Raw genomic sequence first — 13,252 nt, forward strand, 5'->3', positions numbered from 1 at the left:
CTCCGGCTCCCGTCCCGGGGACGCCGACGAGGGGCTGGGCGCGCCGGGTCTCACCGCGCCGCCGCTGATCGTGGCGATCGCGTTCGGACCGGCCATGGACTACGAGCTGTTCATCCTGGCGCGGACGCGGGAGGGTGCGGGAGCGTACGGGGGACGACGCGGAGGCCGTGGCGGAGCCGCATATCGGCACAGCCCCGCGCCCCTTCGGGAGCGCGGGGAACTGCGCGAGCAACCACCCACTCACCCGCAGCCGCGACACGACCGATCCGGCATCCGCCCTTTCGCCCTCGCGTGGTCGAACGGAGCGATGGGGGGCGACGCCCGGGTGCTCCCCGGCGTCGCCCCCATCCGGCGTTCATCACTCCCCTTGCACACATTCGCGTCAGTTCGGGGCCTGAACTCTCCCCACCCACAAGGACTTTCCCGGTTACACCTCTTGACGGAGCGAGTGCCGCAGAGCACATTGGCGTCACTTTGAGAGCGCTCTCAAGCCACCGGCATCCGAACCCGAGAGGGCATCCCCACATGAGTGACACCTCCGGCATCCCCCGTACGCTCCGCAGACCCCGCCCGCTGCGGCGGGCGGTCCTCGCCGTCGTCGGCACGCTCGCCCTCACGGCGGGCGCCGCAACCGCGGCCGGCCCGTCCGCGAGCGCGTCCGTGCCGCCTCCGCCGTCGGGCTGGACCCAGGTCTTCGCCGACGACTTCAACGGTTCCGCGGGCAGCGGTGTCAACACCTCCAACTGGCAGTACGCGACCGGCAAGGGCTACCCGGGCGGCCCCGCCAACTGGGGCACCGGCGAGATCGAGACGATGACGTCCAGCACGGACAACGTCTCCCTCGACGGCAACGGCAACCTGCGCATCACCCCGCGCCGCGACGCCTCCGGCAACTGGACCTCGGGCCGCATCGAGACCCGGCGCACCGACTTCCAGCCCCCGGCCGGCGGCAAGCTCCGCGTCGAGGGCCGCATCCAGGTGCCGAACGTCACCGGCGCCGCGGCCAAGGGCTACTGGCCGGCGTTCTGGATGCTGGGCTCCCCCTACCGGGGCAACTACTGGAACTGGCCCGCCGTCGGCGAGCTGGACATCATGGAGAACACGCAGGGCAACAACACCGTGTTCGCCACGATGCACTGCGGCACCTCGCCGGGCGGCCCGTGCAACGAGACCAGCGGCATCGGCGGTTCGACCACCTGCCAGGGCACGACCTGCCAGGCCGGCTTCCACACGTACCGGATGGAGTGGGACCGCTCGACGAGCGTCGAGGAGATCCGCTTCTCCCTCGACGGCACCACCTTCCACACCGTGCGGGAGAACCAGGTCGACGCGACGACCTGGACGAACGCGACGAACCACGGCTACTTCGTCATCCTGAACGTGGCGATGGGCGGCGGCTTCCCCGACGCCTTCGGCGGCGGCCCAGACGCGGGCACCCAGCCCGGGCACTCGATGCTCGTCGACTACGTGCAGGTGCTGACCTCCGGCGGCGGCGGGGAGGACCCGGGCGACCCCGGCACCCCCGGCAACCGCGACGCCTACGGCACCATCCAGGCCGAGTCCTACGACGGCCAGGCCGGCGTGATGACGGAGAACACCTCGGACTCCGGCGGCGGCCGGAACGTGGGCGCGCTGGCCAACGGTGACTGGCTGCAGTTCAAGGGGGTCGCCTTCGGTTCGAACCCGGCCCGGCAGTTCTCCGCGCGGGTGGCGAGCGGTGCCGGCGCCGGTGTCAGCGGTCTGGTCGAGGTGCGGCTGGACAGCCGGAGCAACGCGCCCATCGGCAGCTTCGCCGTGGGCAACACGGGCGGCTGGCAGTCCTGGCGGACGATCCCGGCGAACATCAGCAACGTGACGGGTACCCACGACGTCTATCTGACCTTCACCAGCGGCCAGCCGGCGGACTTCGTGAACGTCAACTGGTTCACCTTCGGCCACTGATCCCACCCCCACACCGGCCCTCCCCGGCCGGGAACGGAAGAGGGCCCCGCGCGTGTGCGCGGGGCCCTCTTCCGCATGCCTCCGGCCGGAGACCGCATGGCCATGGCGATTCCGCGGTACCCGGAGCCGGGCGAGGAGGCAGGGGCCGCCGGCGCCGAGGGTTTCCCCCCGGCCTGGTGGAAACCTGCCAACAAAAAAGATCATACTTTTAAACTTGAACACATGACGGCATCGATGTTGCTCGAACCGAGGACTTCTTGAAGTGACGCGGCGTGCCACCCGCCCCGTGCGGCGCCACCCCCGCAGCGTGACCGCCGGGGAATCACCGGCTGCCGCACACGGTTGTCATGACCGCGAGAAAGAAGATGAGCACTGTGAGTGAAACAGCCGTGAGGGTCTTCCCCGGTGAGCGCCGGGCGTCCGCCGGGATGAAGGACCCGGCGGGCAAGGACACCCTGGACCACGAGGGCGTCGCGGCCTCCGAGGACGCCTGGCAGGCGCTGCGCGACGCGGTGACGGAGTCGCCCGACCGCAAGGGAGCTGACGCGGAATGACCGACGAGACGACCGAACCGACGGCGGACGCCCCGGACGGACGGGAAGAACAGGAGGAGAGCCTCACGGCCTTCCCCGCGCCCCCGGCCGACTGGGCCAACCCGCTGCGCGACCCGCGGGACCGGCGGCTGCCCCGGGTGGCGGGCCCCTCCGGTCTGGTCATCTTCGGGGTGACCGGCGACCTGTCCCGCAGGAAGCTGATGCCGGCCGTGTACGACCTCGCCAACCGGGGCCTGCTGCCGCCGGGCTTCTCTCTGGTGGGATTCGCCCGCCGGGACTGGGAGGACCAGGACTTCGCCCAGGTCGTGCACGACGCCGTCAAGGAGCACGCGCGGACCCCGTTCCGCGAGGAGGTCTGGCAGCAGCTCGCCGAGGGCATGCGGTTCGTTCCGGGCGACTTCGACGACGACCACGCGTTCGACCAGCTCCGCGAGGCCGTGGAGGAGCTGGACGCCCATCGGGGCACCAGCGGCAACTACGCCTTCTACCTCTCCGTACCGCCGAAATTCTTCCCGAAGGTCGTCCAGCAGCTCAAGAAGCACGGCCTGGCCGACGCCCCCGAGGGGTCCTGGCGGCGCGCGGTGATCGAGAAGCCGTTCGGGCACGACCTGAGGTCGGCCCAAGACCTGAACGCGATCGTGCACGAGGTGTTCGACCCGGAGCAGGTCTTCCGGATCGACCACTACCTCGGCAAGGAGACCGTCCAGAACATCCTGGCGCTGCGCTTCGCCAACCAGATGTTCGAACCGATCTGGAACCGGTCCTTCGTGGACCATGTGCAGATCACCATGGCGGAGGACATCGGCATCGGCGGGCGCGCGGGCTACTACGACGGCATCGGCGCCGCCCGTGACGTCATCCAGAACCACCTCCTCCAGCTCATGGCACTCACCGCGATGGAGGAACCGGCCTCCTTCGACGCGGCCTCGCTGCTGACCGAGAAGCTGAAGGTGTTCCGGGCCGTGAAGGTCCCGGACGACCTGGGCCGCAGCACGGTGCGCGGACAGTACGAGGGTGCCTGGCAGGGCGGCGCCAGGGTGCGCGGCTATCTGGAGGAGGAGGGCATCGACCCCTCCTCGAAGACCGACACCTACGCCGCGATCAAGCTCGGCGTGGACAACCGCCGCTGGGCGGGCGTCCCCTTCTACCTGCGCACCGGCAAGCGGCTGGGCCGCCGGGTCACCGAGATCGCGGTGGTCTTCCAGCGGGCGCCGCACTCCCCCTTCGACTCCACCGCCACCGAGGAGCTGGGACAGAACGCGGTCGTCATCCGGGTCCAGCCGGACGAGGGCATGACGGTCCGGTTCGGCTCCAAGGTGCCGGGCACGTCGATGGAGCTGCGGGACGTGACCATGGACTTCGCGTACGGCGAGTCGTTCACCGAGTCCAGCCCGGAGGCGTACGAACGGCTCATCCTGGACGTCCTGCTGGGGGACGCCAACCTGTTCCCCCGCCACCAGGAGGTGGAAGAGTCCTGGAGGATCCTCGACCCGATCGAGAAGTACTGGGCGTCGCACGGCCGGCCGGCGCGGTACACCTCGGGCAGCTGGGGCCCCGCGGAAGCCGACGAGATGCTCGCACGAGACGGACGGAGCTGGCGCAGGCCATGAAGATCGACCTGACCGACACCACGGCAAGCAAGGTCAACAAGGCGCTGGTGCAGGGCCGCCGCGCCATCGGCACCCCGGCCGTGGGCATGGTCCTGACGATGGTGATCGTCACGGACGAGGAGAACGCCTACGACGCGATCAAGGCGGCCGAGGAGGCCTCGCACGAGCACCCCTCACGCACCCTGGTCGTGATCAAGCGGCACACCCGCAACCCGCGCGAGCGCACCCACCCCCGGCTGGACGCCGAGGTCCGGGTCGGCTCGGAGGCCGGCACCGGCGAGACGGTGGTGCTGCGGACCTACGGCGAGGTGTCCGACCACGCCGACTCGGTGGTGCTGCCGCTGCTGCTGCCGGACGCGCCGGTGGTGGTGTGGTGGCCGACGGACGCGCCCGAGAACCCGGCGCAGGACCCGCTGGGCGCGCTGGGCCAGCGCAGGATCACCGACCTGTACACGGCCGAGAACCCCATGGATGTGCTGGAGGCCCGGCGGCGCACCTACGCGCCCGGCGACACCGACCTCGCCTGGACCAGGCTGACGCTGTGGCGCTCCATGCTGGCGGCGGCGCTGGACCAGGCGCGGGCGACGGTGATCTCGGCGACCGTGGAGGCCGAGGCCGACAACCCGGCCGCCGAGCTGCTGGCACGCTGGCTGGAGGCACGGCTGCGGGTGACCGTCGACCGGGTGGTGACCGCGGGGCCCGTCGTCACGGCGGTCCGCCTCGGCACCGCGGACGGCGAGGTCGTCATCGACCGTCCCGAGGGTCCGCTGGCCACGCTGACCCTGCCGGGGCAGCCCCCGCGCCGGCTGGCGCTGAAGGTCCGTCCCACCTCCGAACTCATCGCCGAGGAGCTCAGGCGCCTCGACGCGGACGAGATGTACGCCGTCGCCCTGCGCGGCGAGGCCACCGAGGAGATCCCCGCCCATGTCTGACGTCCCCGAGCCGACCCGGCGCCCCCAGTGGACCGCCCTGGAGAACCACCGCGCGGACACGCTGCCCCGGCCGGACCTGCGCGAGCTGTTCGACGCCGACCCGTCCCGCACCGAGCGGTACGTCGTGCACGTGGGCGACCTGCGCATCGACTACTCCAAGCACCTGGTCACCGACGAGACGCTCGCCCTGCTGCGCGAACTGGCCGAGGCCGCCGATGTGTCCGGGCTGCGTGACGCCATGTTCCGCGGTGAGCGGATCAACGTCACCGAGGACCGGGCCGTGCTGCACACCGCGTTGCGCGCCCCGCGGGACGCGGTGATCGAGGCCGACGGGGAGAACGTCGTCCCGGCCGTGCACGCCGTGCTCGACAGGATGGCCGACTTCGCCGGCCGGGTCCGCTCCGGGGAGTGGACCGGTCACACCGGCAAGCGCATCCGCAATGTCGTCAACATCGGCATCGGCGGCTCCGACCTCGGTCCGGCGATGGCGTACGAGGCGCTGCGCCCGTACACCGACCGCTCGCTGACGTTCCGGTTCGTGTCCAACGTGGACGGCGCCGACCTGCACGAGGCCACCCGCGACCTGGACCCGGCCGAGACGCTGTTCATCGTCGCCTCCAAGACCTTCACCACGATCGAGACGGTCACCAACGCCACCTCCGCGCGGACCTGGCTGCTCAAGGGCCTGGGAGGTGACGAGAAGGCGGTGGCCCGGCATTTCGTCGCGCTGTCGACCAACGCCGAGAAGGTCACGGACTTCGGCATCGACACGGCGAACATGTTCGAGTTCTGGGACTGGGTCGGGGGACGTTACTCCTACGACTCCGCGATCGGCCTGTCGCTGATGATCGCCATCGGCCCGGACCGCTTCCGGGAGATGCTCGACGGGTTCCGGATCGTCGACGAGCACTTCGTCAACGCTCCCGCCGAGGCCAACGCCCCGCTGCTGATGGGCCTGCTGGGCGTCTGGTACAACAACTTCCTCGACGCCCAGTCGCACGCGGTGCTGCCGTACTCGCACTACCTGTCGAAGTTCACCGCCTACCTCCAGCAGCTCGACATGGAGTCCAACGGCAAGTCGGTGGACCGGCAGGGGCGTCCCGTCGGCTGGCAGACGGGCCCGGTGGTGTGGGGCACGCCCGGCACCAACGGGCAGCACGCCTACTACCAGTTGATCCACCAGGGGACGAAGCTGATCCCGGCCGACCTGATCGGCTTCGCCCGCCCGGTCGCCGAGCTGAGCGATGAACTCAAGGCGCAGCACGACCTGTTGATGGCCAACCTGTTCGCGCAGGGCCAGGCCCTCGCGTTCGGCAAGACCGCAGAGGAGGTGCGGGCGGAGGGCGTGCCCGAGGAACAGGTGCCGCACCGCACCTTCCGGGGCAACCACCCCACCACCACCATCCTGGCCACCGAACTGACCCCCTCGGTGCTCGGCCAGCTGATCGCGCTGTACGAGCACAAGGTGTTCGTCCAGGGCGCCGTCTGGGACATCGACTCCTTCGACCAGTGGGGCGTCGAACTCGGCAAGGTGCTCGCCAAGCGCGTCGAGCCCGCCCTCTCCGAAGGCGCCGACGTCCCCGGCCTCGACCCGTCCACGGCCGCGCTGGTGGCCGCCTACCGCGAACGCAGGAAGTGAACTGACATGGAGATCGGTCTTGTTGGGCTCGGCAAGATGGGCGGCAACATGCGCGAGCGCCTCCGCAACGCCGGCCACACCGTCATCGGGTACGACACCAATCCCGAGCTCTCCGACGTCGACCACCTGTCCGACCTCGTCGTCCGGCTCGAGAGGCCGCGCGTGGTGTGGGTCATGGTGCCGGCCGGCGCCGTCACCCAGCAGGTCGTCGACCAGCTCGGGAGCCTGCTCAGGCCCGGCGACACGGTCGTCGACGGCGGCAACTCCCGCTGGACGGACGACGAGAAGCACGCCAAGGAGCTGGCGGCCAAGGGCATCGGCTTCGTCGACGCGGGTGTCTCGGGCGGCGTGTGGGGCCTGAAGAACGGCTACGCCCTGATGGTCGGCGGCGACGAGGAGCACGTGGAGCGGCTGAAGCCGATCTTCGACGCGCTCAAGCCGGAGGGTCCGTACGGCTATGTCCACGCGGGCAAGGTGGGTGCCGGGCACTTCGCGAAGATGGTCCACAACGGCATCGAGTACGCCATGATGCAGGCCTACGCCGAGGGCTGGGAGCTCCTGGAGAAGGCCGACTCGGTGGACAACGTCCGGGAGGTGTTCCGCTCCTGGCAGGAGGGCACCGTCATCCGCTCCTGGCTGCTCGACCTCGCGGTCAACGCCCTCGACGAGGACCAGCACCTGGAGCGGCTGCGCGGATACGCCGAGGACTCGGGCGAGGGCCGCTGGACCGTGGAGGCCGCCGTCGACAACGCCGTACCGCTGCCGGCGATCACCGCCTCGCTGTTCGCGCGGTTCGCCTCCCGGCAGGAGGACTCGCCGCAGATGAAGATGATCGCGGCGCTGCGCAAGCAGTTCGGCGGCCACGCCGTCGAGTCGGCGAAGAAGGCGTAACGACCGTGGGGGATCTGCTGCTGGCGCGGCACGGCGAGACGGAGTGGAGCAGGGCGGGCCGGCACACCGGCCGGACCGATCTTCCGCTGACCCCGGCCGGTGAGGCCCAGGCCAAGTCCCTCGCGCCGCTGCTGGCGGGGCGGGCCTTCGGGCTGGTCCTCGTCAGTCCGCTGGTCCGCGCCCGGCACACCGCCGAACTGGCGGGACTGACCGGGGTGGCGGAGGAGCCGGACCTGCGGGAGTGGGACTACGGCGGCTACGAGGGGATCACCACCGCGGAGATCCACCGCACCCGGCCCGGCTGGGACCTGTGGACCGACGGGGTGCCGCCCGGCCGGGAGTTCCCCGGCGAGTCCCCGGAGCAGGTCGGCGAGCGCGCGGACCGGGTGCTGTCCCGGATGGCCGGGGCGCTGGAGGAGGGGGACGTGATGCTGGTGGCGCACGGCCACCTGCTCCGCGTCCTGACGGCCCGCCGCCTGGGCCTGCCGCCGTCCGCCGGCCGGCTGTTCCGCCTGGAGACGGGCACCCTGAGCCGCCTGTCGCTGGAGCACGGCCGCCCGGTGATCGCGGAGTGGAACACACGGCCGTGAGACGCGCACGGCCCGCGGGCCCCCTCGCGTCCCCACCGGACGGCCCGGCGCACGGGCCGTCGGAGAGGGCGCGGGGCGGCCGGCGCAGGTGACGGTCCGGCCCGCGGCGCAGGCGTTCCCCGACCGGTCAGGAATCAAGAAGCGCAGGTGGACATGGGCCGCCTAGCCTAGCCTTGCCGCGATGATGACGCCGGCGGGGAACGCGTACACGGTCCCCGCCCGACGGAGGGGAACGACGAGCATGACCACGAGGACAGAGCAGCAGCCGGCCGGGCCGCACGCCGCCGACAGCCACGATCTGATCCGCGTGCACGGGGCGCGTGAGAACAACCTCAAGGACGTCAGCATCGAGATACCCAAGCGCCGGCTGACGGTGTTCACCGGTGTCTCCGGCTCGGGCAAGAGCTCCCTGGTGTTCGACACGATCGCCGCCGAGTCGCAGCGGCTGATCAACGAGACCTACAGCGCCTTCCTGCAGGGCTTCATGCCGAACCTGGCCCGCCCCGAGGTCGACGTGCTCGACGGTCTGACCACCGCCATCACCGTCGACCAGCAGCGGATGGGCTCCGACCCCCGCTCCACCGTCGGTACCGCCACCGACGCCAACGCGATGCTGCGCATCCTCTTCAGCCGGCTCGGCACGCCGCACATCGGCCCGCCCGCCGCGTACTCCTTCAACGTCGCCTCGGTCTCGGCGACCGGCGGCTTCACCGTGGACCGCGGCTCCGAGAAGACGAAGACCGAGAAGGTCAGCTTCAGCCGCACCGGCGGCATGTGCACGCACTGCGAGGGCCGGGGCACCGTCTCCGACATCGACCTCACACAACTGTTCGACGACTCCAGGTCGCTCTCCGAGGACCCCTTCACCATCCCCGGCTACACCGGTGACGGCTGGGTGGTGCGGGTCATCGCCGAGTCGGGCTTCTTCGACAAGGAGAAGCCGATCCGCGAGTACGGCAAGAAGGAACGGCACGACTTCCTGTACCGCGAGCCGACCAAGGTCAAGATCAACGGGGTCAACCTCACCTACGAGGGGCTGATCCCGAAGCTGCAGAAGTCGTTCCTGTCCAAGGACCGCGAGTCGATGCAGCCGCACATCCGGGCCTTCGTGGACCGGGCGGTCACGTTCACCGAGTGCCCCGAGTGCGACGGCACCCGGCTCAGCGCACTGGCCCGCTCCTCGAAGATCGGCGAGGTCAGCATCGCCGACGCCTGCGCCATGGAGATCCGTGACCTGGCCGCATGGGTCCGCGGGCTGACGGAGCCGTCGGTGACGCCGCTGCTGGCCAAGCTCCAGCACACCCTCGACTCGTTCGTGGAGATCGGCCTCGGCTACCTCTCCCTCGACCGCGCCTCGGGCACGCTCTCCGGCGGTGAGGCACAGCGCACCAAGATGATCCGCCACCTCGGCTCCCCGCTCACCGACGTCACCTACGTCTTCGACGAGCCCTCGATCGGCCTGCACCCGCACGACATCCAGCGGATGAACAACCTGCTGCTGCGGCTGCGCGACAAGGGCAACACGGTGCTGGTGGTGGAGCACAAGCCGGAGACGATCGCCATCGCCGACCACGTCGTGGACCTCGGTCCCGGCGCCGGCACGGCGGGAGGCACCGTCTGCTTCGAGGGCACCGTCGACGGCCTGCGGGCGAGCGACACCGTCACCGGCCGTCACCTCGACGACCGGGCCAGGCTGAAGGAGAAGGTCCGCGAGGCCACCGGCACGCTGGAGATCCGCGGCGCGAACGCCAACAACCTCCAGGACGTCGACGTCGACATCCCGCTCGGTGTGCTCTGCGTCGTCACCGGCGTCGCCGGCTCCGGCAAGAGCTCCCTCGTCCACGGCTCCGTACCGGCCTCCGAGGGCGTGGTCTCGGTGGACCAGACCCCGATCCGCGGCTCGCGTCGCAGCAACCCGGCGACGTACACGGGGCTGCTCGACCCGATCCGCAAGGCGTTCGCCAAGGCCAACGGCGTCAAGCCGGCCCTGTTCAGCGCCAACTCCGAGGGCGCCTGCCCCACCTGCAACGGCGCCGGCGTCATCTACACCGACCTGGCGATCATGCAGAGCGTGGCCACGACCTGCGAGGACTGCGGGGGCAAGCGGTTCGACGCGTCGGTCCTCGAGTACCGCTTCGGCGGCCGGGACATCAGCGAGGTGCTCGCGATGTCGGTGACCGAGGCCGAGGAGTTCTTCCGCGAGGGCGCGTCACGCATCCCGGCCGCGCACCGGATCGTGGAGCGGATGGCGGACGTCGGGCTCGGCTACCTCACCCTCGGCCAGCCGCTCACCACGCTCTCCGGCGGTGAGCGGCAGCGGCTGAAGCTGGCCGTCCACATGGCCGACAAGGGCGGGGTGTACGTCCTCGACGAGCCGACCACCGGTCTGCACCTGGCCGACGTGGAGCAGCTGCTCGGCCTGCTCGACCGGCTCGTGGACTCCGGGAAGTCGGTCATCGTCATCGAGCACCACCAGGCGGTGATGGCGCACGCCGACTGGATCGTCGACCTCGGCCCCGGGGCCGGTCACGACGGCGGCCGGATCGTCTTCGAGGGCACCCCCGCCGACCTGGTCGCCGCCCGCGCCGGCCTCACGGGCGAGCACCTCGCGGAGTACGTCGGCGCCTGAGCCACGCGCGGTACGCGCCGGGGCGGGCTTCGGTCACGCCCCGGCGCGGCGCGGGACGCCGTACGCCCGTTCCACGCGCAGGCGCAGCACCAGGCGCCGGTCGCGGACCATCGCGGCGCGGTAGTCGTCCCAGTCGGTGTGCTCGCCGTTGACGTCGCGGTACAGCCGGATCAGTTCCTCCACCGTCTCGTCGTACAGGTTTCCGGCGACGGGCGACAGGTCGGCGGTGCCCTCGGCGACCGTGTAGGCCCACCGGTCGTCGGTGGTGACGTGGTAGGAGGCGCGGGGGTCGCGCCGCAGGTTGCGGGTCTTGGCCCGGTCGTCGGTGAGCGAGACGCGGATGACCCGCTCGTCGGGGTAGTAAGCGTGCATGACGTTCGACAGCTGGGGCCGTCCGTCGCGTTTCAGGGTGACGAGCACCCCCCCGTGCAGTTCGGAGAGCAGGGCGAGCAGTGCGTTCTGTTCGGCGTCCTGGGTCATGACTCGTTCAACGGCCCGCACCGGGCCGGTGTTCCTCCGAGGGGAGCGAGGAGAACGATGACAGTGCTGCGGCAAGAGGCCGATCCCGTCGAGGCCGGGCTGGACGCGGGGGCGCTGGAGCGCCTGGACCGGCATTTCGCCCGCCGGGTCGACGAGGGGAGGCTGCCCGGGTTCCTGGTGGCCGTCGCCCGGGGCGGGCGTGTCGCCCACCTCACGGCGTACGGGGCGCGGGACGTCGCGGCGGGGCTGCCGGTGGAGAGCGACACCCTGTGGCGGATCTACTCCATGACCAAGCCGGTGACGGCCGTCGCCGCGCTGATGCTGATGGAGGAGGGCCGCCTGTCGCTGGACGACCCGGTCGGCCGCCATCTGCCGGCGTTCGCACGGCCGCGCGTGTACGAGGGCGGGTCGGGTGACGGGGTGCGGACTCGCCCTCCCGCCGGTCCCCTCCTCGTACGGCATCTGATGACGCACACCGCCGGCCTGACGTTCGCCTTCTACCACTCCCACCCCGTCGACGCGCTGTACCGCGAGGCCGGGCTGGAGTCGTCGGTGGCGCCGGGGACGGACCTCGCGGGGACGACCGAGGTGTACGCGCGTCTGCCGCTGCAGTTCGATCCGGGCACGCAGTGGAACTACTCGGTCGCCTCGAACGTGCTGGGGCGGATCGTCGAGGTGGTGTCGGGCCGGCCGCTCGACGTGTTCCTCGCCGAGCGGATCTTCCGGCCGCTCGGCATGACGGACGCCGGTTTCGAGGTCACCGACGCGCAGGCGGAGCGGCTCGCGGAGATGTACGGGGAGTCCGACGACGGCGGCATCGAGCCGATCGAGGGGCTGCCGCTGCGGGGCCGGCCCCGGTTCCTGTCCGGCAGCGGCGGCATGGTGGCCTCCGCCCACGACTTCCACCGCTTCATGGAGCTGCTGCGCCGCCGCGGCGAACTCGACGGCGTGCGCCTGCTCTCCCCGGCGACCGTGGACCTGATGACCCGCAACCACCTCCCCGGCGGCGCCGACCTGCGCGCCTTCGGCAGCCGTCCCGCACACGACGTGCCCGGCAACGAGGGCGTCGGTTTCGGCCTCGGCGTCTCCGTCGTCGTCGACCCGTCCCGTACGCAGGCCCCGTCCGCCCTCGGCAGTTACGGCTGGAGCGGGGTGGCCACGACCACGTTCTGGGTCGACCCGGGCCGCGACCTGACCGTGCAGTTCTACACGCAGGTGCGGCCCAGGTCGTCCCACACCGTCTTCCGGGACCTCAAACGGCTGGTGCACGAGGCGGTGACGCGCTGACCGCGGGGCCGGGTCAGGACAGGTGGGCCACCGCGTCCAGATGGGGCAGGTGGTGGTCGAGCCGCTCCCGCTTGGTGCGCAGATAGGTGATGTTGTTCTCGCACGGCGGTATCAGCAGCGGTACCTGCTCGGCGACCTGGACGCCGTGCCGCACCAACGCCTCGCGCTTGCGGGGGTTGTTGGACATCAGCCGTACCGAGCGCACGCCCAGGTCCTGGAGGATCCCGGCGGCGACACCGTAGTCGCGGGCGTCCACCGGGAACCCGAGCGCCAGGTTCGCCTCGACGGTGTCCAGGCCCTCCGCCTGCAGGGCCATCGCCCGCAGCTTGCCGAGGAGTCCGATGCCGCGGCCCTCGTGGCCCCTCAAGTAGACGACCACGCCCGCCCCTTCCGCGACGACCGCGCGCAGCGCCGACGCGAGCTGGTCGCCGCATTCGCAGTGCTGGGAGCCGAAGGCGTCCCCGGTCAGGCACTCCGAGTGCAGCCGGGTGAGGACTCCGTCCGCGCCGATGTCGCCGTACACCAGGGCGACCTGCTCGTCACCGCGGTCGTGGTCCAGGTAGCCGACCGCCTGGAACGTGCCGTACACGGTGGGCAGCGGCGCGTTCACGACGCGTTCCACGCCGGTCCGCCGAGGGGACTTCTTGCCGAGTACGCCTACTTTTTCTGTCATGATTCTCGAGTTCCTAAGCAGAGACG

The 13,252-nt window shown here is 71.0% G+C and carries 11 protein-coding genes and 1 pseudogene; 10 read left to right on the plus strand and 2 right to left on the minus strand.

Translation table 11 applies throughout. The annotated features are described in order from the left end of the window. Positions 1 to 28: 28 nt before the first annotated feature. The 9 genes and pseudogenes from IH50_RS42290 to IH50_RS0100600 form a co-directional block, all read left to right on the plus strand. Positions 29 to 230, plus strand: a pseudogene (locus IH50_RS42290) (MMPL family transporter); the annotation flags it as partial. 295 nt (positions 231 to 525) lie between these two features. After that, positions 526 to 1,941: a glycoside hydrolase family 16 protein gene (locus tag IH50_RS0100565; RefSeq protein ID WP_030856050.1), complete on the plus strand. Its 1,416-nt coding sequence runs from the start codon at positions 526 to 528 to the stop codon at positions 1,939 to 1,941. Between the two features lie 374 nt (positions 1,942 to 2,315). After that, positions 2,316 to 2,495, plus strand: a complete 180-nt coding sequence (locus tag IH50_RS41490; RefSeq protein WP_158801124.1) for a hypothetical protein — start codon at positions 2,316 to 2,318, stop codon at positions 2,493 to 2,495. Further along, positions 2,492 to 4,105 carry a glucose-6-phosphate dehydrogenase gene (gene zwf / locus IH50_RS0100575; protein ID WP_030856052.1) on the plus strand — a complete coding sequence of 538 codons (1,614 nt, stop codon included), beginning with the start codon at positions 2,492 to 2,494 and terminating at the stop codon, positions 4,103 to 4,105. The genes IH50_RS41490 and zwf overlap by 4 nt, the downstream gene beginning before the upstream one ends. Continuing rightward, entirely contained in the window at positions 4,102 to 5,037 is a 936-nt protein-coding gene (gene opcA, locus IH50_RS0100580; RefSeq protein WP_030856054.1) for a glucose-6-phosphate dehydrogenase assembly protein OpcA, read from the plus strand. Before zwf ends, opcA begins: the two co-directional genes overlap by 4 nt. Continuing rightward, a complete protein-coding gene (gene pgi, locus IH50_RS0100585; protein WP_030856056.1) occupies positions 5,030 to 6,676 on the plus strand; it encodes a glucose-6-phosphate isomerase in 1,647 nt (548 codons plus the stop codon). The genes opcA and pgi overlap by 8 nt, the downstream gene beginning before the upstream one ends. Positions 6,677 to 6,682: 6 nt before the next feature. Further along, positions 6,683 to 7,567, plus strand: coding sequence for a phosphogluconate dehydrogenase (NAD(+)-dependent, decarboxylating) (gnd, locus tag IH50_RS0100590; RefSeq protein WP_030856058.1), 885 nt, complete (start codon positions 6,683 to 6,685; stop codon positions 7,565 to 7,567). Between the two features lie 5 nt (positions 7,568 to 7,572). Then, positions 7,573 to 8,157, plus strand: a complete 585-nt coding sequence (locus IH50_RS0100595) for a histidine phosphatase family protein (protein ID WP_030856059.1) — start codon at positions 7,573 to 7,575, stop codon at positions 8,155 to 8,157. A 241-nt stretch (positions 8,158 to 8,398) separates the two neighbouring features. Next, entirely contained in the window at positions 8,399 to 10,786 is a 2,388-nt protein-coding gene (locus tag IH50_RS0100600) for an ATP-binding cassette domain-containing protein (protein WP_030856061.1), read from the plus strand. A gap of 33 nt (positions 10,787 to 10,819) precedes the next feature. On the opposite strand, the gene IH50_RS0100605 is transcribed toward IH50_RS0100600, so the two are convergent. Then, positions 10,820 to 11,266, minus strand: a complete 447-nt coding sequence (locus tag IH50_RS0100605; RefSeq protein WP_030856064.1) for a PPOX class F420-dependent oxidoreductase — start codon at positions 11,264 to 11,266, stop codon at positions 10,820 to 10,822. A gap of 57 nt (positions 11,267 to 11,323) precedes the next feature. Between IH50_RS0100605 and IH50_RS0100610 the strand changes: the two genes are divergently transcribed. After that, complete coding sequence (locus IH50_RS0100610) at positions 11,324 to 12,553, plus strand: serine hydrolase domain-containing protein (RefSeq protein WP_030856066.1); 1,230 nt, start codon at positions 11,324 to 11,326, stop codon at positions 12,551 to 12,553. A gap of 13 nt (positions 12,554 to 12,566) precedes the next feature. On the opposite strand, the gene ribA is transcribed toward IH50_RS0100610, so the two are convergent. Continuing rightward, complete coding sequence (gene ribA, locus IH50_RS0100615; RefSeq protein ID WP_030856070.1) at positions 12,567 to 13,226, minus strand: GTP cyclohydrolase II; 660 nt, start codon at positions 13,224 to 13,226, stop codon at positions 12,567 to 12,569. Positions 13,227 to 13,252: the final 26 nt, after the last annotated feature.

Source organism: Streptomyces sp. NRRL S-37, from assembly GCF_000721605.1.
Lineage (GTDB): Bacteria > Actinomycetota > Actinomycetes > Streptomycetales > Streptomycetaceae > Streptomyces.